The sequence below is a fragment of the Martinezella sp. CNPSo 3959 genome (assembly GCF_057784355.1).
The window spans coordinates 305,656-327,375 of the sequence record NZ_JBXSOV010000003.1 but is presented as its reverse complement, the minus strand read 5'-3'; the positions used below and the strand labels follow the sequence as shown (position 1 = coordinate 327,375).

General features: G+C 58.0%; 21 protein-coding genes and 5 pseudogenes. 16 read left to right on the top strand and 10 right to left on the bottom strand.

Annotated features, from left to right (window positions below; translation table 11 throughout):
• Positions 1-39: 39 nt before the first annotated feature.
• From AC13RE_RS12280 to AC13RE_RS12270, 3 genes are read right to left on the bottom strand one after another with little or no spacing between them, the layout of a single operon-like run.
• Positions 40-642 carry a hypothetical protein gene (locus AC13RE_RS12280; protein WP_488563126.1) on the bottom strand — a complete coding sequence of 201 codons (603 nt, stop codon included), beginning with the start codon at positions 640-642 and terminating at the stop codon, positions 40-42.
• A gap of 1 nt (position 643) precedes the next feature.
• Positions 644-2,374, bottom strand: a complete 1,731-nt coding sequence (locus AC13RE_RS12275; RefSeq protein WP_488563125.1) for a ShlB/FhaC/HecB family hemolysin secretion/activation protein — start codon at positions 2,372-2,374, stop codon at positions 644-646.
• 13 nt (positions 2,375-2,387) lie between these two features.
• Complete coding sequence (locus tag AC13RE_RS12270) at positions 2,388-3,071, bottom strand: invasion associated locus B family protein (RefSeq protein ID WP_488563124.1); 684 nt, start codon at positions 3,069-3,071, stop codon at positions 2,388-2,390.
• Between the two features lie 405 nt (positions 3,072-3,476).
• Between AC13RE_RS12270 and AC13RE_RS12265 the strand changes: the two are divergent.
• From AC13RE_RS12265 to AC13RE_RS12255, 3 genes and pseudogenes are all read left to right on the top strand, one after another.
• Positions 3,477-3,782: pseudogene (locus AC13RE_RS12265) on the top strand (hypothetical protein); the annotation flags it as partial.
• Positions 3,783-4,188: 406 nt separating this feature from the next.
• A pseudogene (locus AC13RE_RS12260) lies at positions 4,189-4,263 on the top strand (hypothetical protein); the annotation flags it as partial.
• A 54-nt stretch (positions 4,264-4,317) separates the two neighbouring features.
• Positions 4,318-5,157, top strand: coding sequence for a cyclic nucleotide-binding domain-containing protein (locus tag AC13RE_RS12255; protein ID WP_488563123.1), 840 nt, complete (start codon positions 4,318-4,320; stop codon positions 5,155-5,157).
• A gap of 177 nt (positions 5,158-5,334) precedes the next feature.
• Here the strand turns inward: AC13RE_RS12255 and AC13RE_RS12250 are convergent, their stop codons facing one another.
• Complete coding sequence (locus AC13RE_RS12250; RefSeq protein ID WP_488563122.1) at positions 5,335-5,886, bottom strand: hypothetical protein; 552 nt, start codon at positions 5,884-5,886, stop codon at positions 5,335-5,337.
• A gap of 211 nt (positions 5,887-6,097) precedes the next feature.
• Between AC13RE_RS12250 and AC13RE_RS12245 the strand changes: the two genes are divergently transcribed.
• Positions 6,098-6,394: a PRC-barrel domain-containing protein gene (locus tag AC13RE_RS12245; protein ID WP_488563121.1), complete on the top strand. Its 297-nt coding sequence runs from the start codon at positions 6,098-6,100 to the stop codon at positions 6,392-6,394.
• A gap of 222 nt (positions 6,395-6,616) precedes the next feature.
• On the opposite strand, the pseudogene AC13RE_RS12240 reads toward AC13RE_RS12245, so the two are convergent.
• From AC13RE_RS12240 to ligD, 3 genes and pseudogenes are all read right to left on the bottom strand, one after another.
• Positions 6,617-6,942: pseudogene (locus AC13RE_RS12240) on the bottom strand (DUF4334 domain-containing protein).
• Positions 6,917-7,831 (bottom strand): hypothetical protein, encoded by a 915-nt coding sequence (locus tag AC13RE_RS12235; RefSeq protein WP_488563120.1) that lies wholly within the window; start codon positions 7,829-7,831, stop codon positions 6,917-6,919. Before AC13RE_RS12235 ends, AC13RE_RS12240 begins: the two are co-directional and overlap by 26 nt.
• Positions 7,832-7,891: 60 nt before the next feature.
• Positions 7,892-8,182 (bottom strand): annotated as a pseudogene (ligD, locus tag AC13RE_RS12230) (non-homologous end-joining DNA ligase LigD); the annotation flags it as partial.
• A 264-nt stretch (positions 8,183-8,446) separates the two neighbouring features.
• Between ligD and AC13RE_RS12225 the strand changes: the two are divergent.
• Positions 8,447-8,710 carry a hypothetical protein gene (locus AC13RE_RS12225; RefSeq protein WP_488563119.1) on the top strand — a complete coding sequence of 88 codons (264 nt, stop codon included), beginning with the start codon at positions 8,447-8,449 and terminating at the stop codon, positions 8,708-8,710.
• A 77-nt stretch (positions 8,711-8,787) separates the two neighbouring features.
• Here AC13RE_RS12225 and AC13RE_RS12220 read toward each other — a convergent pair whose 3' ends face one another.
• Positions 8,788-9,114: a hypothetical protein gene (locus AC13RE_RS12220; protein WP_488563118.1), complete on the bottom strand. Its 327-nt coding sequence runs from the start codon at positions 9,112-9,114 to the stop codon at positions 8,788-8,790.
• 141 nt (positions 9,115-9,255) lie between these two features.
• Positions 9,256-9,486: a hypothetical protein gene (locus AC13RE_RS12215; protein ID WP_488563117.1), complete on the bottom strand. Its 231-nt coding sequence runs from the start codon at positions 9,484-9,486 to the stop codon at positions 9,256-9,258.
• A 194-nt stretch (positions 9,487-9,680) separates the two neighbouring features.
• On the opposite strand from AC13RE_RS12215, the gene AC13RE_RS12210 reads away from it, so the two are divergent.
• The 3 genes and pseudogenes from AC13RE_RS12210 to AC13RE_RS12200 form a co-directional block, all read left to right on the top strand.
• Positions 9,681-10,334, top strand: a complete 654-nt coding sequence (locus AC13RE_RS12210; RefSeq protein ID WP_488563116.1) for an alpha/beta hydrolase family protein — start codon at positions 9,681-9,683, stop codon at positions 10,332-10,334.
• Positions 10,335-10,731: 397 nt separating this feature from the next.
• Positions 10,732-11,319, top strand: coding sequence for a DUF6088 family protein (locus tag AC13RE_RS12205; protein WP_488563115.1), 588 nt, complete (start codon positions 10,732-10,734; stop codon positions 11,317-11,319).
• Positions 11,309-11,620, top strand: a pseudogene (locus AC13RE_RS12200) (nucleotidyl transferase AbiEii/AbiGii toxin family protein); the annotation flags it as partial. The gene AC13RE_RS12205 and the pseudogene AC13RE_RS12200, both read left to right, overlap by 11 nt.
• 516 nt (positions 11,621-12,136) lie before the next feature.
• Here AC13RE_RS12200 and AC13RE_RS12195 read toward each other — a convergent pair.
• Complete coding sequence (locus AC13RE_RS12195; protein ID WP_488563114.1) at positions 12,137-13,132, bottom strand: LacI family DNA-binding transcriptional regulator; 996 nt, start codon at positions 13,130-13,132, stop codon at positions 12,137-12,139.
• Positions 13,133-13,311: 179 nt separating this feature from the next.
• Here AC13RE_RS12195 and AC13RE_RS12190 point away from each other — a divergent pair, with 179 nt between their 5' ends.
• The 8 genes from AC13RE_RS12190 to AC13RE_RS12155 all read left to right on the top strand — a co-directional run bounded on the left by AC13RE_RS12190 (position 13,312) and on the right by AC13RE_RS12155 (position 21,671).
• On the top strand, positions 13,312-16,056 hold the full coding sequence (locus AC13RE_RS12190; RefSeq protein WP_488563113.1) for a glycoside hydrolase family 2 protein: 2,745 nt from the start codon (positions 13,312-13,314) through the stop codon (positions 16,054-16,056).
• A gap of 46 nt (positions 16,057-16,102) precedes the next feature.
• Positions 16,103-17,197: an ABC transporter ATP-binding protein gene (locus tag AC13RE_RS12185; protein ID WP_488563112.1), complete on the top strand. Its 1,095-nt coding sequence runs from the start codon at positions 16,103-16,105 to the stop codon at positions 17,195-17,197.
• Positions 17,198-17,270: 73 nt separating this feature from the next.
• Positions 17,271-18,530 carry an extracellular solute-binding protein gene (locus tag AC13RE_RS12180; RefSeq protein WP_488563111.1) on the top strand — a complete coding sequence of 420 codons (1,260 nt, stop codon included), beginning with the start codon at positions 17,271-17,273 and terminating at the stop codon, positions 18,528-18,530.
• 66 nt (positions 18,531-18,596) lie between these two features.
• Positions 18,597-19,490: a carbohydrate ABC transporter permease gene (locus tag AC13RE_RS12175; RefSeq protein ID WP_488563110.1), complete on the top strand. Its 894-nt coding sequence runs from the start codon at positions 18,597-18,599 to the stop codon at positions 19,488-19,490.
• A gap of 140 nt (positions 19,491-19,630) precedes the next feature.
• The gene (locus AC13RE_RS12170; RefSeq protein ID WP_488563152.1) at positions 19,631-20,368 is read left to right on the top strand and encodes a carbohydrate ABC transporter permease; all 738 of its coding nucleotides are present in this window, start codon (positions 19,631-19,633) and stop codon (positions 20,366-20,368) included.
• 159 nt (positions 20,369-20,527) lie between these two features.
• On the top strand, positions 20,528-20,782 hold the full coding sequence (locus AC13RE_RS12165) for a type II toxin-antitoxin system Phd/YefM family antitoxin (protein WP_132721836.1): 255 nt from the start codon (positions 20,528-20,530) through the stop codon (positions 20,780-20,782).
• On the top strand, positions 20,782-21,207 hold the full coding sequence (locus AC13RE_RS12160; RefSeq protein ID WP_488563109.1) for a PIN domain-containing protein: 426 nt from the start codon (positions 20,782-20,784) through the stop codon (positions 21,205-21,207). Before AC13RE_RS12165 ends, AC13RE_RS12160 begins: the two co-directional genes overlap by 1 nt.
• 281 nt (positions 21,208-21,488) lie before the next feature.
• Entirely contained in the window at positions 21,489-21,671 is a 183-nt protein-coding gene (locus tag AC13RE_RS12155) for a hypothetical protein (RefSeq protein WP_488563156.1), read from the top strand.
• The last annotated feature ends 49 nt before the right edge of the window (positions 21,672-21,720 follow it).

The following is a 21,720-nucleotide window of genomic DNA, read 5'->3' as shown; positions in this document are numbered from 1 at the left end:
CCGTTAAACGCTTTCTGCCCGCTTCGGATTTTCGATCGACTACTTTCGTGGCGTTAGCCACGTCTTTACCTGCTTCATGAACGTTTCGGCCAGTTGGGTCGCGACTGCGGTCTGATTGGGGGTGACGGCCGCATTGATGACCATCGCGGGAATAAGCGCTAACCCGTCCCCGCGGACCGTCATGTCGTTGGCGCGGATCTCCTGAGCCTGCGCGATCAGTTTTCCTGTGCGCATGTCCTCGAGGCGGACGGTTCCATCGATAAAGCTATTGTTACCTGCGATAATTCTGCCAGGAGCCGACGCCACATCCAGATCGTGAAGGGTAACAATCAACCGCGCGGGAATATTACCCCCTGGATAGCCCTTCAGATCTTTTGCAAGTCTTTGCTGCAGGACACGCGACACAAGTGCTACCTGAGATTCCCGCGTGTCACCGTTCAATAGAGGTGATCCCATCCTCAGATCGGGCGCCGATTCTATGCGGACATCAGCTATACTGGCTGTGCTAAGTGCTGCGGTGAGGCGTGGATCTTGTGTGGTGCATCCGGCCACGACGGTCGAACCCACAAGCGCGGCGGCAAGCAGAGCTCTGGTCACGCCGCGATGCAATTTTTTGCTACTTTCCTTCATCTGCTCACCCATTTCACCACCTCACTGACGTACTGACAAACAAGAGCCCGGAGTCACGGCGATCGACCGTGCCGCCGAGAATATCGGAATAACCCATATCGAAATTGACATTGCCGCCGGCGAGCTTGGCGCCGACCGTCCAGCCGAGCATGTCGCCGCCTGCAATCTGGTAGCGGGCCTGGCGGGCGATCCGCCCGTAGTCGAGACCGACATAGGGCCTGAATTCTCCAAGGATCTTCGCAAGCTGGGCATTGTCGGCAAAGGGCTGCGTCCGCCAGACAAGATCGTTGCGGACAAAGAAGCCGTTATTGCCGAAGAGCATGGTCTCGCGGGTGCCGCGCACCGAGGAATAGCCCCCAGCCGAGATCTGCTCGGCCCCGAACAGATTGTCGGGGGAATATTGCCCGGTGACGATCGAATTGATCTCGAAATGCTGATCCGCCACTTCGAAGGGCCGCGTCAGAGTGATCGTGCTCGTGAACTTCGAAAAGCGGGGATCGGCGTTACCTGCGCCGGCATCGCCGGGAGCGACAGCGTCAAAGAGGTTGAGCCCCTGACTATAGGAGAGATCGAACACCCAGAGGCCGCCCAGCATGCGGCGCGAATGCGAGATACCGAGATCGCCGACCGTGTATTTGCGACTGCCGACCTCGATCCTGTTGCCGAGCAGGAAATTGTTGGTTTCCTTGTAGGTCAGGCCGCTGTTGAAGGTCGTGATCGAATCCTTGTCGCGAAAGATCACGCGATCGGCGCCGACACCGACCTGCTTGCTGTCGCCCGACGTATCGAGCGGCCCGAAATTGCCCGGAACCGAGCTGTTGTACTCATACCAGGAGCCATTGGCGGAAAAGGTCCAATAGCCATAGGGTACGCTGACATTGCCGGAATAGCTATTGCTCTTGCCGTGGCCGTCATTGCGCCAGGGATAATCCGGGCCGGTATGCTCGTAGCCGAAATTCCACTGATCGTTGATGCCGAAAATATTGTCGTAGCCGATGGAGGCCGAGCTTTTGGAATAACCGGTCTGCTCCTGGCCAAGATTGCTATTGCCGAATGACAGATGCCAGGGGTGGCTGGGCTTGTTCTCGATATTGAGGATGGAAGTGCCGTCCGTCTTGCCGGGCAGCATCGCCGTCTTGGCATTGTTGGAGGTCAGGCGATTGATCTGATCGAGGCCCTGCTCGATATCGCGCAGATTGGTGATCTTACCCTTCGTACCGGGAAAGGCCGTGGCGATCACGCCGGAGCCAGGCGCCGGTTTGCCGTTGATGTAGATGTCGGCAAGCGTGCCTTCGACGGCAACGAGGCGCAGCACCTTGGTCTTGGCGATATCCTGCGCCGGCACATAGACGCGGGAGCTGACAAACCCCTTGTCGAGGTAGAGATGCGTCAGGTCGCGCAGGAGAGCGTTAATCTCGCCGACACCGACGCAACGGTTCTCATAAGCAGAGGTAACCTTGTCGATGGAAGCAGCCGAAAACTGCCTGACGCCCTCGACCTCGATATGGGTGATGGCAAAGCACGGGCCGGACTTGCCGCCGCCAGCAGCCGCAGGCTGCTGAACTTCGGCCGGAGAAGGCTTCGGCGTCATCTGGCCCAAGCTCTGCAGCCGCTGCTGCTCGGCTTCCTGTGCCTGCCGGCGCGCGAAATCGTCGTTCGGCGTCTGCGCGGCCGCGGCCGAAGCCGCCAGAGCCGCTGCCAAAAGCCCGCCTATCGCGGTCGCCGCGCGCGAGATTGACGTCATAGATCCGCCCCGGTCAGTTCGAAGCGGCCTTCTGCAGCGCATCGAGCGCCGCCGACAATCCCTTCAGCGAGAACTTGATGTTGACCTTCTGGCCATTCATCATCTGCACATGGCCGGTGCCATCCGCCGCCTTGGAAAGAGCCGACACCATCTTGGCGTCCAGCTTCTGCTGTGCCCAGCAGCCGGCCTGATTGCAGTTGCGGTAGGCCAACTGGACGACAGGTTTGTCTGCCACATCGATGCTAAGCCCGGCGGGAATGTACATATTAAGCGGTACGAGCGTCGTCAGCACCAGTTCACTGGCAGGCTGCTTGGCCACCTTCTTGTCCGTTGCGGTAGGAGCCGCCACCTTGGCAACCGCCAGCGTCAAGACGTTCACATCCTGATCGCCCTGCTTGACCGTCGCAATCTGCGCGACTTCGCAGTTCGTCGCCGCCGAACCGTCCGCCGCCTTGCCGTCGACGCAGCGATAGTACCAGTCGTCAAACTTCTGCACCCGAGCCTGCGGAGCGGGTTGCTGTTGGGCATTTGCCGCTGGAGCTGGACTTTGCACGGCGCCTGCATTGGCAGGTGCATTTGCGGCTGGCGCAGGCTGCTCCTGTGCAAAACCCGGCAATGCATAGAGTGCCGATGAGGCGATGATTACGGATGCCAAGGACTTGATGGCATATGTCTTTGCCAGCGCCGAAAACGTCATGCAAACCTTCCTGAAAGCAACAGCGATCCAGCAGGACAAAGGCCTTGTCCTTCGATCGACTCATAAATTGATGAAACAGCACGTGGTACGCGGTGCAGCCGGTCATCGGCTAAGGCGCTACATAGCAGAATTCTAATCTATGCATCATAAAGTAGCGGGCGCAGCGCACCAATTCGCGCACGTTTCCGGAGCAGAGTGGCGGTTGTGCAACAAAAGCGGTTATTTCTTTGAAGCATCAACGTTTCTTGGGGAAGAAAAACTATTCAGGATTGAAATCTCTCGATTGTCGCTACGATCTGGTGGCGATTGCGATACGCAGAGAATGAACGAGCCGGTACTCTCTGTTTTTGCGTTTTGGCGTGGTAGGGCCTTTTTTGATCAGCACATCCCGGTAGAATATTAGGTGCCACCACGAAAGCGGTTCTCGAAACGATCGCCGAGACTGTAGACGACGTCCCTGAGCACCGTCTTCATGCTCCGGAGACAGCCATGTGGGGACAGGCAGGTGTGCTGGCGGGGCTGCTGTTTCGGTTGAGCAACCTTCCTAAAGGGAAAGGGCATGAGAGGCGTTTCGTCAATGACGCCCTTGTTTTTCTGCAAGCGCGGCAGCTAGGCGCGAGCGTGCTAACCGGTAATGTGCGGGACTTTGATTTCCTTTCGCAAATCATGCCGACCGGACGGGTCATTCTGTACCGAGTTATGAGCTTGTGAGCGGTGAACCAAGCGCTGGGCACTAAGTGGCTGAGTGTCATCATTTTGCTTATCTAATTTTTATCCGGCTAAATATCTTCGACCTATTCTCAAGTGAGATATTCAAATAATTTCAATGGCTTATGTTGGAAATTTTGGCATGTCTCGATGCTATACGCAGATCACCCTCACCGATGCCCGCATCACTTGGTGGCGGCGAAAGTTCCGATAAACGAGATGGCCCGCCAACTTGGGTGCGAAGGTGGCCTATTTCCGCCCCAAGTACCTCTCAGTTGCCGCCACCAAGGGAGTGGTCAACGGAAACATGTTGTTGACCCGCGATATAAAGGAGGTTTTTCAATGTGTGAACGACGTCTTCTCCGGGATTGCGCTGAATCTTTGACGACCTTATTCCGTCGGAGACTGGATCGAGATCGGTGATGGCGTCGAGGGTCGTGTTGTCGAGACAAATTGGCGAGCGACCCATCTTCTCAAGGGCACGAACGACCTCATCGTCATTCCCAACAGCGCGCTTGCAAAGACGCGGCTGACCAACATGAGTACCCCCGACGAAACGCATGGCATCTCTTTGTCACTCAGAGTCGCGGCCACGAAGTCGCCAGCGGCGGTGGAAGAGATCATGCGAACGGTACTACTCAGCAGCAATTCGATACTGAAATTCCCTGCCCCATCGGTCGCGATCTCGGGACCGGAAAGCGGAGCGATCTCCGTCGACTTATCATTCCGGGTGGCGGATCGCTCTCTGGCCACAGGGGCGAAGAACGAGATCTACGATCTTGCCTACCGTCATTGTCGCGCCGCCTCCTTGCCTTTCGCGGGGGCCGACGGACAGGCTGTTGTATCGCCGGATCGCGTCGCTGAAGCGCCCATCGGACAGCACCCCACATCTGCGTGGCGGTTGCTCAATTCCATTCCTTTGTTCTCAACGCTTACCGAAGACGAAAAGGAGGCGCTATCGCACAGCATGGTGCGCAAGACATATGCCAAGGGATCGGTGATAGCGGAACAGGGCGCAAAGCTTTCTTCTCTGATCGCGATCCGCAGCGGAGTGCTTCTGGTTTCGAGACGCGACAACGGAAACGACACCGAACTCGGGCGCTTGGCACCGGGCGATTGCTTCGCCGAAGCGGGTGTCCTGACGGGATCCGACCAAGTCGGGACGATAACGGCGCTTACCTTTGCGGTGGTTTATGAGATCGGGCACGAGTGCCTTGCGAACGTCATGCGGGACAGGCCCGCACTCGCCGCGGAATTAGGCGTGCTGCTGTCTCGCAGACTAGAAAACGAGCAGGCAAGAATTAGTGCAGGGCATGCGTCGAACGACAATCACGCGGAATCTCTGGCAAACCGGATCAGGCATCTGTTTCAGATTTAAGTTAGAATTTGCTCTCTCAGCGTGGCTAAATACCAACCGGGCAGCGCGATATCCGAGCTGTGGATCGCGCCCGCCTGTTGCAACTCGCCAAGCCAGGCGGGCAAAGCTTCGACCTGATTTTGACGTGTTCGGGCTTGAACGGTTGCCGTTGGCGAGCTCATCCGACAATTGGCGCCGTCACGGCTTTCGCGCCGATACCAGCCACGCGCGAGCTCCGAACCAGATTCCCTCGCCGCTGTCGTGTTGAACGACGACCTCGCTCAGCGATTTGAGCGCCCGCGAGCGATCGGGAATGCTTTTCTCGACCAAGGCCTGCTTCACGTTGGCGAAGCCGCAGATCCATTCCAGCGCGGCGGTCGTGTCCCTGCCATAATAGACCGGGTCGCTTGCGTCACAGAAAGTAATCACGCTGAAGCCAGCTCTTGTCAGCAGATTGGTGGTGATGTCTTGCTCGCCGAGCGAAAAGGCGTTCAAGGTTGATGAAGGTGAAGGGTGGCTGCCTTCCCGGCCCCCAACGCCTGCCACACCGCTGATGCTCAAGGACATTACGCTCCACGGTATCGGGACCGGCAGCAAAAGGCACTGGGACGGTTCGTTAGAGCTGTCGATCAGACCCGCATCGTCCCCGTCGTGGATAAGCTCGATCAAACGAACGAGCTGGCTCGGGGTCACTGGCTCAATAACGGCGGCGTCGGCTTCATGATCCGCCAATTTCTCTTGCTGTTTCATTCCGGCCGACACGCTGGAAGACGCCGGCCATAAGGATCGATCTCTAAAGTTGTGACCCCGGAACAAAGCATTCGCATCGCCGTTCGTTCTTTTGATGAACGGAAAAGAAAGATCAAGCCACGTGATCAATGCAGGTACACGGGACACAGGAACGCAAGGCCGACTACTTCGCTAATCGACATTACATCCGAAACTAAAGGAGGAATAACTCATGGATCACAGCAACCATATACGACTGACCGAAGAAGAACTCACTCAAGCCAATCTGGAAGGCGCGTCGATCTATGATGCCGATGACTCCAAGGTTGGCACGGTTGATCACGTGCATGGAGCGGGCACCGGCAGCAGCGTCGTGATCGATGTTGGCGGATTCCTTGGTATCGGTGCAAAGCCGGTATCCGTTCGAGTGACCGATCTCGATTTCATGCGCGACGAAAGCGGCGAGATCCATGGTGTGACTTCGTGGACAAAGGACCAGCTGAAGGCAATGCCCGAGCATCGCGATTAAACACTACAGGGGGAGCTTTCGTGCGCAGCGGCCCCCTTCGTTACCGGAGGTGCAGGACAATGCCGCAGTGTTCGACATGAGTAACAGACCAACCGACTAGATTGACGGGGCGCTCAACCATGTGTGGAGCGCCTTGTTCCACTGAGACGACCGCGCGCGGCAAACAGGCTGCGCGCGAAGGAGATCATCAAGACCAGTGGTGGACGACAGGTGATGCGGTTTTCAAGGCTCGTCGACGCGCTGAAGCTCGAAGAAATAGATCCGCTGGTCGCCCCTGATCGTCATCGCGCCCACGAGCCTCAGCTCATCGAGCCGGCGAAAATAATCGACGATCGGTTGACGGTCATAGACCATAGCGGCGCTTTCGACACCGTCAAACGGCAGGGTTTTCAGGGTTGCGACCGGCTCGTTCGCGCGAAGCCGGCGCAGAAGATAAGAAAACAGGCTTGCCGCCATATGCCGCGCCCTTCCCATAAGCCGACGAGTTCGCGGGGCGCGATCGGCGGCAAGTGGCGGAATTCCTCAAACGCTGTCCGCTGGTCTTTCACTGGAAGGCTTGTCCTTTTCCTTGCGCTCTTTGGCCCGCCGCCTGGATCTCGCCTCGCGCCGGGCGATGCGCAGCTCTTCCAGCGTCGGTATCCACCAGCCGCGATCGCGCTCGCTTTGCTCCGGAGGCGCACGCGCCGGCCACGTCGCCACTAGTTTTTCCAGCGTGCCGCGCCGCCACGATGCCCAGACATAATCCTCGCCATCCGCCGCAGCAAAGTAGAAGGCGGTGACTGCTGCGGGATCCGCGAGTTCACCCTCTGTCCTGGTAAAGAAAACGACCCCGATATGCGTGCCGATCGCGCGATCGAAGGGCGGCGGATCGTCGGCGAGAACCGGATATCGCGTGCGCCGGCGCTCCCGCATCCTGCCCTTGGACGCCTCTTCTTCCTCCGTCCCTTTGATCGCCTCACGCCTTGCGCGCCGTGCGGCCGGCTCGCTGCGCTGGGCGGCTGCCTCTATGAACGGCCAACGCTGTCGCAGGTCTGCAAACGAGCGGTATGGTACCGTCCAGAGGCGGCGGTCGGCATCCCAGCGGGCATGCGGAATCTCGCGGATTTCGTCAATAACGGCCCGTGAGTAAGGTGTCGTAATCTGGAAAGCCGCGGACGCCGCCTCCAGATACGGGCTTTCAATTGGCTCAAAGGTATAAGCATCCCTGCCCTTCTCGTCGGCGAACCTGTCTGCCTCGGCCTCGATCTCTGCGAACCAGCGGCCGATACGCTTTTGGGCGGTGCGGCCGGGCACGAACCAGGCATTGAGCCTGTCGTTCCACCGCGCGCGCGGGAACGCCTGGCGAAAGCGTTCCACCGTTATCCGATCATGCGGCAAGTCGGTGGTTGCCCCTTCGCGCGGGCGTGGTTCGGCCCTGTCTTTTGTTGCTTCGTCCATATGACATCGCCTGAAGATGGCTTCGCGAGGTCACGCCGCACGCTTTGATTTCCTGAGGCGCTAAATCGCCTGCTCAAGCGGCCGCTCGCCGTCACAATAATCCTGCCAGGACGAGCTCTTGGCAAGCAGTGCCGGCACCGTCCGGATCGTAAACCGCTTCGGGTCGAGATCGGCCTTTACCTGCGTCCAGGTGATCAGCATCGAGACGGTGGCGCCAGGACGAGCCCTCGGTGAAAGCGGTGCGACGGCGATCGCCATGCGATCGTTGCGGAGATAATCGAGGAAGATCCGGCCACCCCGAAGGCTCTTGGTCATCTTGATGAGGTAGTGATCGGGATTGTCGCGCGCCATAGGTAACCACTGATTGCACTTGTCAAAGCTGGTTAGAGACGCGCCGACGCCAGCAGCAGGCGTCCGGGCTTTGAAAACAATCAGGCCTGCTGGGCAGGTGACGCAAAACCAACTCCTGCCCGATTGCCGGGTATTCAACGGCGTGGCGTAGCAAAGCTCGCAAGTCATGGTAAATATTTGATTACAGCCGTTCTGCTGTCGCTATCCCTTTGACATTGGCCACGACGGCTCCCATCTCCCTGCCGCTTGTTTTTGGGAGAGACAATGAGAGACTTTGTGAATGCGACGTTCGGCTCCGTTGAACTCGACATTATCAGCCAGGCACTCGAAGAGTGGCGAACTTCAACTGGTATCGACCGTGCCGCCCCCGAGTACGAAATCGCGGCCGCCACCGTTGTCACTTTGTTCAGGGAAGGCAACCGCACGCTTCCGGAGCTTCAGGCTGCAATTTCGGCCCACCAGTGGCTCTCTCGGGATGCTGTGGAGTTGGCAAAGGTCTCGGTGCGTTCCGCAGGTGAAGCGTCGTAGGCGCAGAGCACAAAAAGTGCTTTCGGGAGGACTACCGAAGGGGCACCGCGATTGAGCGTGCCGCGCAGAACAACGCATCACCACACCAGCGCGACTGACCCACCATTCGAGGCGGCTGCGCGACAGGCTTTCAACAGGTCCTCTGCGCATTCGCTGAAGAGCGGTCGAGGGTCGTTTGGCATGCGTTCTATCCAAACTCGCAAGGGATCTAAAAGCTTGGCCGCATCGGCTGGCGCAATGAGAATGTGATCGCTCGCTATCTCAAGCGCCTCATTAATTGCTCGAACAATACTCTCGACTTCAGGTCCGGCCCCTTCCGAAATCTCAGCCAACACGGCCTCAAACGGCGTCCCGGATTTGTCGCGTCCGACGAACGGTGGACAATGAATATTGATACCGCCCATAATGGCTCTTCCCTTGCTCGGCGAAATGCTTGGCAGCCATGATATCCTCGATTTGGGGGCGAATGCCAGCGAGCAGCTTCGACAATATGCCGAACTCTAGTTCACCTTCAGGATGCGCCGATATGATCTGACCGACTTTGGTTAAGGCGTATTTTCGGCAATAGCCAGCAATGCATCTTTCACGCCAGCAAACGTCAGAGCCTTCACGTGTTCTCGATTGTATATGAGCGTACCGTCACCGATTTCGAATGCTCTGCGCGTGTCGACGCCTTGCCGAAGCTCCAAACGGCTCAACTTCGCGCCAGTTGCCGGGTCAGAGAAACAGACGCCGATAATCCCGGCCTGTATTACCTTCCGAATTGGATCATCCATGTTGATTCATCCCTTTCTTAGCTCGTGTCGGCGTAGCAGACAGTTTAGGCCCGGCATGTAATCGCATCGACGACAAATCGATGCCACGGGCTACGGATGATCGTTGTTGCTGTCGGTGTGTAGATCGCGACCGGCTCATCTGCAGCGGCTTCCGCATTGCTATGACAGTGGTGCCTCGAACCAAGAGAACCCGAATGCCACACGACTTTCTCGTCACCGGCCCTGAAGACGCCAAGATCACGATCGTTCTCGCTCATGGTGCGGGCGGTGCAATGGACACGACGTGGATGGAAAACATGTCATCCGCATTTGCCGATCAGGGCCTGCGGGTCGTCCGGTTCGAGTTCGATTACATGTCAGCGCGGCGCTCCACCGGACAGCGCTCGCCGCCCCCACGCGCCGAACTCCTGAAGCAGGAATATGAAGCCGTGATCGACAAACTCAGTCCGCAAGGAACACTCGTGATCGCTGGGAAGTCCATGGGCGGTCGCGTTGCCAGCATGATCGCGGATGATCTCCACAGCATGGGAAAGATCTCTGGACTACTCTGCCTGGGTTACCCGTTCCACCCCATCGGAAAACCGGACAGTTTGCGGACCGACCATCTCGCGGAAATTAAGATACCTACCCTCATCTGCCAGGGCACGCGCGATTTGTTCGGGTCACGAGAGGAGGTCTCTAGCTACAAGCTTTCTAAAATGATCGAAATTCTCTGGCTAGAGGATGGAGATCACGACTTTCGGCCGAGAAAGGCCGTCTCCGGTCTCACGATTGCCGATCATTTTACCACCGTCGCCGATCACGTCACAACATGGGCGGCGGCATTGGGAAAGCGGGAGCCGCAGTGAAGCGTGCACTGTTAATCCTCGAGGCCGGCGGGCTGAAGTCTTTTCGTTAAGCTGTGGGCTCAGCCAAAAGCGCATGATGTGAAGGGATATGAACCAAAAACACCCCAGGAAAACTAGCAAATCAGAGTTTGCCTTCGAGCTTCTTTTACTCCATGCGGGCCAATACATGAGCTTGACACGGCACGGCATGTAGTCGCCGCCGTCCATGACCTTGCAGAAGGTGAGGCTGTCTCCGAATTTACATCATCCCAGTAGGCGATATCCTCGGAAAGAATGTGCTAGATAACTTCATTATATCAGCTCTTTAGGCCTCCAAGACACGCATCATTTTGCATGAAATTTGGAAAAAATTGCATGTACGCCTATATGTCGCTATAATGAGTGCAGGAGCTATCCCATGACGAAGTTACAGGAACTGAAAAAGCATCTGCGGTCCGGCAAGGTCTACCGTCGAGAGGACCTCGCCCAATGGTCGTCGTCGGTCGACCGACACCTGCAGCAGCTGCTGGCGGAGGGGTACCTGACCAAACTATCGACCGGCGTCTATCATCGGCCGAAGCAGACCGCGTTCGGCAAGGCGCCGGCGGAAGATGCTGCTCTCGTCGAAGCCTTTCTGAAGGATGACCGTTATCTCGTCACCTCGCCTAACGCCTATAACAGCCTGGGTGTCGGAGCGACGCAACTTTATAACAAGACCGTCGTCTACAACCATAAGCGCCATGGCCACTTCACGCTGGGCGGTCGGGAATTCGAGTTTCGTAAGAAGCCGGCCTTCCCCAAAACTCTGACCAAAGAGTTCCTGCTGGTCGACCTGGTCAACAATCTCGACCATCTGGCCGAAGACCGTGAACAGGTACTGGCCCGCGTAAAAGAACGTGCCCTACAAGGTGATCGCCGCGCCCTCACCCGTGCCGCCAAGGAATACGGCATGGTGCGCACTCGCAAATTCTTCAACGGCCTCGTAGCGGACGCGCATGCCAACTGATTTCCTGCATAACCACAAGGATTTTGGGGCACTGCTGCGCATCGTCGCCGAGAAGATGAAGGTGCAGCCAGTGCTTGTCGAGAAAGACTACTGGATCATGCACTGCCTGTACGGCCTGCAGCAGTTGGGCATGGCCTTCCAGCTGAAGGGCGGCACCTCACTCTCAAAGGGCTACCGCATCATCAACCGATTCTCCGAGGACATCGATATCCGCATCGAGCCTCCCGAGGCGATGGGCGTCAAGACAGGCCCGAATCATGCCAAGCCCGCACATCGCGAAGGTCGCAAAGCCTTCTATGACTGGTTAGCCGAGACGATCACGATTGACGGCATCAAAGGCATCGAGCGCGATACGGATTTCATGAACGATCCGGAAGTCATTGCGAGAAGGCAGAAGGCCCTGGCTCGGATGGAGGCAGCGGAATAAGCGATGGTATGCATGGTCTTAAAGCTAAAGCCGAAGGGGCGATCTCTCACCCGCCCCCGCTCCTCCTTGCAACCCGGACTGCCGGTCGGATCGGGGGCTGATCATCAGTGCCAGTGTCGCGTTTCTAACTGGCTGGCAACGTCGCGTCTCTAATCAGCTTTGACATTTATAACATTAAATAGAGCTAATGGACGGCGTCCCCCTTGGTGCCTATTGACCTCTCAATGAATTATCTGGACCTCTGCCCTGAGTGAAGTGCGGATTTCCCGCATCTGATGGATTAAGCAAACGAGGCACTGGGCGGAAGCTCGGGCTTCAATCGCGGCTCCCACCGCGAGACGACGATGACAGACCTTGCGGCCAGCAGATTGCGATCTGTCCACACGCCTCTTAACGTGGTGGAGCAATTGAACCACGCCGGATCAACTGACATTCCATCTTCAGCCGCACCGGCGGCTTCTTGGGTTTTGCCACTTTTTCGAGAAGCTCCGCTACCGCCCATCGGCCCATGTCCTCGTGCGGCAATTTTAGTGTGGTAAGGGGCGGCAGAATTTTTCGAGCGAAGCTTTCATCATCGAAACCGACGACGGAAATGTCGTCAGGAATTTTCAGACCACGCATCCTAATCGCATCATAGGCGCCCATCGCCACCCGGTCTGAAAAGCAGAAGACCGCCGTCGGCGGCGATGGCAGGTCGAGCAGTTGCAGCATCTTGTCGCGCCCGAGATCGAGCGACCAGGCTTCAGAAAGCACCAACTCCGGATCGACGGCGATATCGTAGGTGGTCAGGGCCTGCCGGTAACCACTCAAACGATCCCGCGCCGCTTCCAATCGCTGCCTGCCTGCGTCGATCATGGCAATACGCCGATGCCCAGCCTTGATCAACGCCTCAGTTGCGGAAAACCCGCCAGAATAATCGCCCGGAATGATGGAGGAAAACTCCGCCCGCTGCTGATGGCAGTTCAAAAGCACGGTCGGATAGTTACCGAGCTTCGAGGGCAGCACCGGCACCAGCTGGGTGATAAGCGTCGCATAGACCACCCCGACGATCTGGCGCCGGCCGAGATAATCAAGGATGGATTCTGCAAACTCCACCTGCCCGCCGGTGACGACGGTGAGGGCTGCCAGGCCCTGCTCTTCCGCCGCAACGCGAACGCCTTCTATCAAGGGTGCGGCATGTTGCGACGCCGTGAGATCGTCGATCAGGAGAACGATGATCCCGCCGATCGGATTATTGGCAGGCTCGGTCTTCTGATAACCAAGCTCTTCGGCCACCGCCAACACACGCGAGCGCACACTTTCCGACACCCGTTTGCCCGGCGCCTCATTCAACACCAGCGAAACCGTCGCATGCGAAACACCGACTTTGGAGGCGATGTCGGACATTGTCGGGCGTTTCTTTGTCTTATCGTTCAAGCGGATTCTTTCTCGGTCAACTGCCACGCACGTTAGAAAATCTGATGGAAAATGTGAAGCGGCGCGTCTTGCGGAAGTTATATTTTTAAGTTACGAAACTTGTTTGTAACTTATTTTGTGACTAATTCCAACTGAAAAGCTTGCGGCCCATGACTATCGCCTCCCGCCGTTTCGCCGACACTCAATCCGGGTCCCGCGCACGCCTGTCTCTCGACGGAGCCTGGGATTTCCAGCTGGACGGACAGCAGCCGACGACCATTGCGGTGCCGGCCCCCTGGCAGGCGCATTTTCCGGATATGCGCAATGCCGCGGGCATGGCGGTTTATTCGCGCAAGCTCAGCGTCCCGCAGGAGTGGCTTCATCGTCAGGTGATCGTGCATTTCGGGGCAGTGAATTATTTTGCCGAAGTGTCCGTGAACGGCCACCACCTCGGCTCTCACGAAGGCGGCTATCTTCCGTTCGAATTCGCCATACCCGCCGATCTGCTAGCCGGCGAGCTGCGGCTTGATGTGAAGGTGACGCTGCCCAGTGCCGATGCCCAGGCATTCCCGGATTTTCCGTTCGACGAAATTCCGCATGGCAAGCAGAGCTGGTACGGCATGCTCGGTGGCATCTGGCAATCGGTTTGGCTCGAATGCCGCAACGAGGCGCATATTGCGCATCAAGCCATTCACGCCGATCTAGCCACCGGTGCGGTTGCCGTCGATGTCGAACTGGCTGCTGCCTTCAGCGGCACCTTGAGTGTCAGGATTATTGATCGGAATGGTGCGGTCGCGGCATCGAAAGAGCTCGCGCTTGAGAACGCGGAAGCAGCGTCGACTGCCTTAAAGGTCGATACAGTCGAGGCCTGGTCTCTCGACGACCCCGCTCTCTATCGTGCCGTCTTGGAGTTGACCGAGGACAGCGTCATCACAGACGCGGTGGAACAGACTTTCGGCTTCCGCACCTTTGAGGCCAAGGAAGGAAAGTTCTTCCTGAACGGACAGCCGTTCTACATGAGAGGTGCGCTAGATCAGGATTATTATCCCGCGGGCATCTATACGACGCCGTCGCTGGAATTCCTCGAGGATCAGGCGCGCAAATCGAAGGAGCTTGGCCTCAACCTCCTGCGCTGCCATATCAAGGTGCCGGATCCTCGCTACTATGATGTGGCGGATCGCTTCGGCCTGCTCGTTTGGACAGAAATCCCCAACATTCAGACCTTTACGGAGAAATCGGCCAAGCGTCTGCTCGACACGATGGAAGGGATTCTTCGACGCGACGGCAATCATCCGTCCATCGTCATATGGACCATCATCAACGAAGACTGGGGAACCCGGCTTGTCGAGAGCGCAGATCAGCGCGCATGGCTCGACAAAGCCTACCATTGGCTGAAGGCGAAGGATCCTGCCCGACTGGTCGTGGACAACTCAGCCTGCATTCCCAATTTTCATGTCGTCTCCGATATCGACGACTTTCATTATTATGCCTCGGTGCCGGAAATGGCGCGTGAATGGGCCGAGTGGGTTTCGGGCTTCGCCAAGCGTCCCGACTGGTCCTATTCACCGAACGGCGATGCGAAACGACGCGGCGACGAACCGCTTGTCGTTTCGGAGTTCGGCGTCTGGGGCCTCCCCCACCCCGAGAAACTGCTGCAGGACGGCAAGGAGCCTTTCTGGTTCATCAATGGCCTGGAGTGGGACAGCGAGGGCGCAACTTACCCGCACGGCGTCCAGCAGCGCTTTCGGACCTATCAGTTCGATAAGGTCTTTCCGTCCTTCAACTCTTTCATCGAAGATGCGCAGTGGCATCAATTCAACGCGCTTAAATTCGAAATCGAAGAAATGCGCCGTCATGCCTCCATCCAGGGTTACGTCATCACAGAGCTGACGGACCTGCATTGGGAAGCCAATGGCCTCATGGATATGGAGCGCAACACGCGCGCCTATCACAACCGCTTCCATGAGATAAATTGCGATGTGGTCATTGTACCGCGCATGCAGCGCTATGCGGTCTGGGCCGGTGATACAGCCAACGTCGAGTTCGAAATTTCAACCGGCGGCCAGGCGATACCGACGTCGGCCGAATTGACCTGGAGCATCGATGGCTCCTTAGGCGGCAAAATTGCAGTCCAGCCGCTGGAGGCGACCTCGGTATCTCAGATCTCGGCGCTTGCCCTGACATTTACCGAGGAAATGGCCGGCAAACGGGTGACCGTTCGGTTCACGCTGACTGCGGGCGGCCGCGAAACTGCCCGTAATAGCCTCGATGTGAGTGTCTATGCGGCACGCCGCAAACCCGCACTTGCCGTCTCCTCGGTAGAACCGGACATCGCGCGCTACCTGACAGCACTCGGCTATGACGTGGTCAGCGCTGAGAAAGCCGTCGTTTGTGTCGCGTCCTCGCTCGGCCAGGCCGATATCGATGCTCTGGAGCACGGCGCTCGCTATGTGTCGTTGGCCGATACGGCGCCCCTGCCCTTCGGTAATTTGCGCAGCGACCAGCCGAACTGGAATTATCCTACCGGCGGCGATCGTGGCCAACCAATGCCGCAGATGCGCGTCACGGAGCGTAACGGCACGATCTGGAAAGGCAACTGGGTTACCGGCTTCAGCTGGGTGAAGCGCTCCGGAGCGTTCGAGCGTCTACCGGGCGGCCCTCTGACCGATCTTTCGTTTGTCGGCGTCAATCCAAATCGCGTCATTACCGGCTTTCGTCCCATTCATTTCGATGGATTGGTCCATGCCGGCACGATGGTCGGTTGGGTCCATAAGCCGTGTGCGACCATCGCCGAGCGGCAGCTCGGTGCCGGCCATATCGTGGCGACGACCTTCGGCCTGATGCGCGAGCCCGCGGGACTCGATCCAGTTGCGGCAACATTGCTTGACTGCATTATCGAAACGGCTGCCGCCTAGACGGTTGCAAGACCTGAACAGCCGCGCGTGACCGGGAGGAGTTTGAGTGGTAAGGACAGATTCAGGCGTCAGTATCCGTGGTGTCTCCAAAAGCTTTGGAGCCGTTGACGTGCTCGACCATATCTCGCTCGGCATAGAGAGTGGCGAATTCGTCGTCTTTCTTGGCGCGTCAGGCTCGGGCAAATCGACGCTGCTTCGGATGATCGCCGGGCTGGAAACGGTCTCCGGTGGTGAGATCTGGATCGGCGGTCGCCGGGTAGATCAGCTGGCGCCCGGCCAGCGCGACGTGTCCATGGTTTTCCAGTCCTATGCCCTCTATCCCCATATGAGCGTGCGTGAAAATCTGGCCTTTGGCCTCGTTAATGTCGGCACGCCGAAGGCTGAGATCGCGGCGCGAATCTCTACCGCAGCCAGAATGTTGGAGATGGATCATCTTCTGGAGCGCAAACCGGCAGAGCTCTCCGGCGGCCAGCGCCAGCGTGTTGCGATCGGTCGGGCGATCGTACGCGAGCCGAAAGTCTTCCTGTTCGACGAGCCCTTGTCGAATCTCGATGCAGGGCTGCGGACGCGGACGCGCCTTGAGCTGTCGCAGCTTCACGAACGCCTTGGTGCAACGATGGTGTTCGTCACGCATGATCAGGTCGAGGCGATGACGCTGGCTACGCGGATCGTCCTTCTGAACAAAGGCAAGATCGAGCAGGTCGGCACGCCCATGGATATCTACGCTCGGCCGAGCAGCCGTTATGTCGCGCAATTCGTCGGCTCGCCGGCAATGAATTTTCTGCCTGTCGGGCATATCGAACGCGGCTCCAAGGACACGATTGCCACGATCACCGACGGAGTAAAACTTGAAACCGCAGTGGCCTTCGACAGCTTGCCGCAAGACGGTCTTGCGCTCGGACTGCGACCTGAGAATTTGAATGTCTCAGCGCAGGGCACGGTCAGAGGCATGGTTGTCAATGTCGAGCGGATGGGAGACCGCTCACTCGTTCACGCCAGGCTTGCCGATGGGACTCAGATCATAGGCGTCGACGCGCCAATCACGAGGGCGCGCGGGGGCGACGAAATCGCTTTTGATGCCGATGGGTCGCAGGCGATGTTCTTCGATGAAAGAGGCAAGGGATATCACGCGGCTCACTAGCGGCGGAGCACTGCATGAAGGCCACCTCGTTGCGGGCGGCCCGGGAGGAAACCGATCACCTGGAGGAGTGAAAATGCGCAACCTGTTGAGAACATCGATCGCGGCGTTAGCCCTGATGGCAGCCTTTCCGGCATTCGCAGTCGAAAATGTCGTCTGGTGGGACTTTCTGTCCGGAGGTGATGGCGTGCGAATGAAGGCGCTGATCCAGCGCTTCAACAATGAGCATAAGGACAAGATCCAGATCACGGGCACGACGCTCGAATGGGGTATCCCCTACTACACCAAGCTGCAGACATCCGCCGCCGTCGGCCAGGGGCCGGACATCGCGACCTACCACCTGTCACGCCTGGCAGGCGCGGTCGCGGCCAAGACTATCTCGCCGATCGATCCGAAGGAACTCAATGCCGTCGGGCTGAAGGACGGCGACTATCCGCAGAATGCAATCGCCGCCTCGACGGTCGATAACGTCCGCTATGCCGTCCCCTTCGATGTGCACGGAGAAGTGCTCTACTACAACAAGACTATACTGAAGGAGTTGGGTGTGCTGAGCAACGACGGCAAGCCGACCGGCATCGACACGCTGGAAGGCTGGCGTGCGGTTCTGGCCAAAGCGAAGGACGCAGGCAAGAACGGCGTCGTCATCTCCTCGTCTAACGGCGATCTGCGCGATATCTATACCCTGTTCGGCCAGGAGGGTGGCCAACTGACCACCGACGGCAAGTTCCTGCAGGGCGACAATTTCGACAAGATGGAAAAAGCTTACAACGAAGTTGCCGACTGGGTGAAGCAAGGCTGGGCGCAACCCTATATCGACACCGAGACCATTACCCCCACTTTTCTTGCCGGACAATCCGCCTTCTTCCTCAACGGCAATTGGGAACTGCCGACCATGGAAACGGAAGTCGCCAAGGGCAACGGTTTCGATTACGGCATGGTCAACATTCCGGCCTGGATGGGCAAGCCCGCCAACTGGTCTGACTCTCATTCCTTCGTGATCCCCAACAATGTCGGCAAGACCATGACCTCGGAAAAACGCGCCGCAGTTCTCGAAGTCATCCGCTGGATGAATGTAAACTCGCTAGAATGGGCGGCCGCTGGTCATATCCCGGCCTATCTGCCGGTTAGCACTTCGGCCGCCTACAAGGCGCTGAAGCCGCAGGCGAACTATGCCTCCATGGCGCTCAACGCCTTCTACATGCCGAAGACGCCGCTTACGGGTGCGGCATCGAAATTCGACGACGATTGGCAGAACATGGCGTCGGGGCCGCTGAACGGCGAAGGCGATGTGAAGGAAACGCTCGAGAAGTTTCGCGATCACATGAACTCTCAGTGACGTTTTCTTCAACAGCTCCGGGGCTCCTCTCTGTCCCCGGGGCTGCATTAGCGAGCGAGGTGACGGATGGCCGCAGTCAACGACAGCAAGCAGGATAACGTGATTGCAGCACTGCTGGTCGCACCGGCGGTTATCGCCTTTCTGGTGATCTTCGCCTACCCGACATGGCGGATGGTTGCGATGAGCTTGACCAATGCGCCGCTGATCGGACCCGGCGAATGGGTTGGTCTCGACAATTATGCGCGCCAGCTCTCCTCCCCCCAATTTCAGAAGGCGCTTCTGAATACGCTCTATTTCATCCTCCTGACCGTGGTCCCCGGCACGTTTCTCGCGCTGTTCATCGCCATGGGCATCAATCGCCTGAGCGGGCGCATACAGATGCTGGTTCTCGCCTGCTTTTTCCTGCCGTCGATCCTGCCTGTGTCGGTGGTGACGCAGATCTGGACCTGGATCGCAAACATGCAATACGGCGTCATCCAGATTGTCATTGGGCTGTTTACCGACGGGCGGCCACTTCCGGTGTTGCGTTCGCCAACCTATTTCATGCCGTCAGTTGCAGTGGTCACGATCTGGTGGACCATTGGCTTCAACATTCTGCTGTTCCTTGCGGCGCTGCGCAGCATCTCACCTGACGTGTACGAGGCAGCGGCGCTCGACAATGCCAACCGCTGGCGGGTGTTTTCGAGAATAACCTGGCCGCTGATCTGGCCGGTCACGGCCCTGGTGTTGACGCTGCAGCTGATTGCGCAGTTCAAGATTTTCGCGCAGCCCTATCTCCTCGGCTATTTCGCCCATACACCGGCGGATGCGCAAACGGTGGTCATGACCGTCATCTACGATCTGGCCTTCAAGCAGAACAAAGGTGGCGAGGGTGCGGCCGTGGCGACCATCCTGTTCATCATCATTCTCATAGCGTCGGTCCTCCAATATCAGTTCCTGCGGGCGCGAGGCAAAAAATGAGCCTTCTCACCACAGGCGCGCAAACGGAATTGACCGTGGCAAAGAGCCATGTCGCCTCCCGAGGCTGGAGCGGGCGGGCGTTGACCGCCCTTACGGCGTTCGGCGCTCTCATCTGGTTCTTTCCGCTCTACTGGGCGGTCATGACGTCGATCAAATCGGACACCGAGGTGGTAAGCCGCTCGCCCGGGCTTTTCCCGAAGGCACCGACGCTTGAGCCGTATCGCTATGTGATCGAGCGATCGAGCATAGTGCAATGGTATATAAATTCTGTCGGCACCTCCGCGATTATCGCGGCGCTGGTGCTTGCAATGAGCGTCGGCTGCGCCTATGCGCTCAGCCAAATCCAGTTTCCCGGCCGCCGCGTGATCTATGGGGCGCTGATTGCCTCGGTAATGGTGCCGGCGGAGGCGCTCGTCATCAACCATTTCGTGCTGATGAACACGTTCGGGCTCATCAACAGCTGGGGCGGCATCGTGCTGCCGCAGCTCGTGGTGCCATCGGTCATCATCATCCTCAAGCAATTCTTCGACCAGATTCCGAAGGAGTTCCGCGAGGCGGCGATGCTCGACAATGCCGGGCACTTGAGAACGCTCTGGAAAATCTATGTGCCGATGAACTGGGGCGTTATTACCGCGCTCGGCATAACCACCTTCATCGCGGCTTGGAACAATTTCCTGTGGCCATTCCTGGTCGCGACGTCGGACAGCACGATCACCATTCCCGTCGGGATTACTCAGGTTAAGGATGTTTTCGGCGTACGTTTCGCCAAGGACATGGCCGCCGCGGTCCTCGCCGGTCTTCCTGTCGCCATTCTCTACCTTGTCTTCCAGAAGCAAATCACGCGCGCCATCATGCTTTCAGCCGGAATAAAGGGATAGTCTCTTCTCCGGATCGCGCCGTGCTCGTTTCACGTCGCGCTGGCGCCATCGACGGTCCAAGTCCGCGTACGAACGCTACCCGGCGAGCCGCTGCATCTTGCAATTCCGGTCTATGCGGGTTAAACGTGGTTACGTAACCACAATCCTCGGAGGTGCGCCATGACCGTCACCACGCTTTCAGGACGAGAACTTAATCAGGACCTTGGGCGCGCAAAGCGCGCCACCAAGGACGGGCCTGTCATTATCACGGACAGGGGCCGGCCTGCGCATGTCCTTTTGTCGTTCGATGAGTACAAGCGGCTTACAGGCAAAATGCGAACGCTTGGCGACATGTTGGCAGCGCCGGGGGCGGAAGACGTTGACTTGCCGCTCCCGCAGCGCACGGAACGTGCCCAGCCGGTTGATCTGGCCTGATGCTGTTGCTCGATACTAATGTCGTGTCCGAGCTGCGCAAGGTCGCGAGCGGCAAGGCTGATCCCAACGTCATGGTCTGGAACGAAACCGTCGATCCGGCCGAGACCTTCATTTCCTCCGTTGTCCTGCACGAACTGGAGATTGGCGTTCGGTTGATGGAGCATAACGATGCCGCCGCCGGAAAGGTGCTGCGCAACTGGCTAGAACATGCCGTTCTCACGGCGTTTTCCGGCCGCATCCTGCCTCTGGACGAGGCGGCGGCTGCTCAGGCGGCGAAATGGCACGTGCCAAATCCCAAGCCGATCAATGACGCCTATATTGCGGCGACAGCCTTCACCCGTCGGATGACGCTGGTCACGCGCAATATCAAGAATTTCGAGGGCATGGGTATCGCGCTCGTGAATCCTTGGGATATGCCGGCATAGAAATCGTCTGCATCATCTGACTGCATCTCGACCGGTTTTCCAGCCGCAACGGCAAGACTGCGGCTGGGGCGAGCTGCAGCGAGCGATCGCCAAGCGGAGGAACCGCCATCAGGACACTTCAACTTTGCGACTACATGCTGTCAAAGCTGAATATGGCTGCGACGGTGATGGCCGGATAGAAATGCAACAGTCTCGCCTCTCGATGTTCCGGTCAATGCCAACCTTGGGAGCAAGGATGACGACCTTCAGCCTGGTCGAGACCATGAGCGGTCGGAGTCGTCATGTTTGGTTTGATCACCACGTCGCCGAAAGAGTTGCATCGCCTCGAAGTCATCCAGAAGATCCATGACGAACGCCTGAGCGTTGTCCAGGCTGCCGAACTTCTCGACCTCAGTAATAAATTGTGGAGGCGGTCGTACGCACCGCTGTCGCGCGGGGCATTCCTTTTCCACAACCAAAAATAGTTTCCTTTCTAGACTTGCAACTTTCTGTGCCGCACCAAAACACTCGCCG

Bases quoted from the DNA above. Each gene is read 5' to 3' on its own strand.
- AC13RE_RS12280 (WP_488563126.1), bottom strand. From the start codon at position 642: ATGGGTGAGCAGATGAAGGAAAGTAGCAAAAAATTGCATCGCGGCGTG.
- AC13RE_RS12275 (WP_488563125.1), bottom strand. From the start codon at position 2,374: ATGACGTCAATCTCGCGCGCGGCGACCGCGATAGGCGGGCTTTTGGCA.
- AC13RE_RS12270 (WP_488563124.1), bottom strand. From the start codon at position 3,071: ATGACGTTTTCGGCGCTGGCAAAGACATATGCCATCAAGTCCTTGGCA.
- AC13RE_RS12255 (WP_488563123.1), top strand. From the start codon at position 4,318: ATGAGTACCCCCGACGAAACGCATGGCATCTCTTTGTCACTCAGAGTC.
- AC13RE_RS12250 (WP_488563122.1), bottom strand. From the start codon at position 5,886: ATGAAACAGCAAGAGAAATTGGCGGATCATGAAGCCGACGCCGCCGTT.
- AC13RE_RS12245 (WP_488563121.1), top strand. From the start codon at position 6,098: ATGGATCACAGCAACCATATACGACTGACCGAAGAAGAACTCACTCAA.
- AC13RE_RS12235 (WP_488563120.1), bottom strand. From the start codon at position 7,831: ATGGACGAAGCAACAAAAGACAGGGCCGAACCACGCCCGCGCGAAGGG.
- AC13RE_RS12225 (WP_488563119.1), top strand. From the start codon at position 8,447: ATGAGAGACTTTGTGAATGCGACGTTCGGCTCCGTTGAACTCGACATT.
- AC13RE_RS12220 (WP_488563118.1), bottom strand. From the start codon at position 9,114: ATGGGCGGTATCAATATTCATTGTCCACCGTTCGTCGGACGCGACAAA.
- AC13RE_RS12215 (WP_488563117.1), bottom strand. From the start codon at position 9,486: ATGGATGATCCAATTCGGAAGGTAATACAGGCCGGGATTATCGGCGTC.
- AC13RE_RS12210 (WP_488563116.1), top strand. From the start codon at position 9,681: ATGCCACACGACTTTCTCGTCACCGGCCCTGAAGACGCCAAGATCACG.
- AC13RE_RS12205 (WP_488563115.1), top strand. From the start codon at position 10,732: ATGACGAAGTTACAGGAACTGAAAAAGCATCTGCGGTCCGGCAAGGTC.
- AC13RE_RS12195 (WP_488563114.1), bottom strand. From the start codon at position 13,132: ATGTCCGACATCGCCTCCAAAGTCGGTGTTTCGCATGCGACGGTTTCG.
- AC13RE_RS12190 (WP_488563113.1), top strand. From the start codon at position 13,312: ATGACTATCGCCTCCCGCCGTTTCGCCGACACTCAATCCGGGTCCCGC.
- AC13RE_RS12180 (WP_488563111.1), top strand. From the start codon at position 17,271: ATGCGCAACCTGTTGAGAACATCGATCGCGGCGTTAGCCCTGATGGCA.
- AC13RE_RS12175 (WP_488563110.1), top strand. From the start codon at position 18,597: ATGGCCGCAGTCAACGACAGCAAGCAGGATAACGTGATTGCAGCACTG.
- AC13RE_RS12170 (WP_488563152.1), top strand. From the start codon at position 19,631: ATGACGTCGATCAAATCGGACACCGAGGTGGTAAGCCGCTCGCCCGGG.
- AC13RE_RS12165 (WP_132721836.1), top strand. From the start codon at position 20,528: ATGACCGTCACCACGCTTTCAGGACGAGAACTTAATCAGGACCTTGGG.
- AC13RE_RS12160 (WP_488563109.1), top strand. From the start codon at position 20,782: ATGCTGTTGCTCGATACTAATGTCGTGTCCGAGCTGCGCAAGGTCGCG.
- AC13RE_RS12155 (WP_488563156.1), top strand. From the start codon at position 21,489: ATGTTTGGTTTGATCACCACGTCGCCGAAAGAGTTGCATCGCCTCGAA.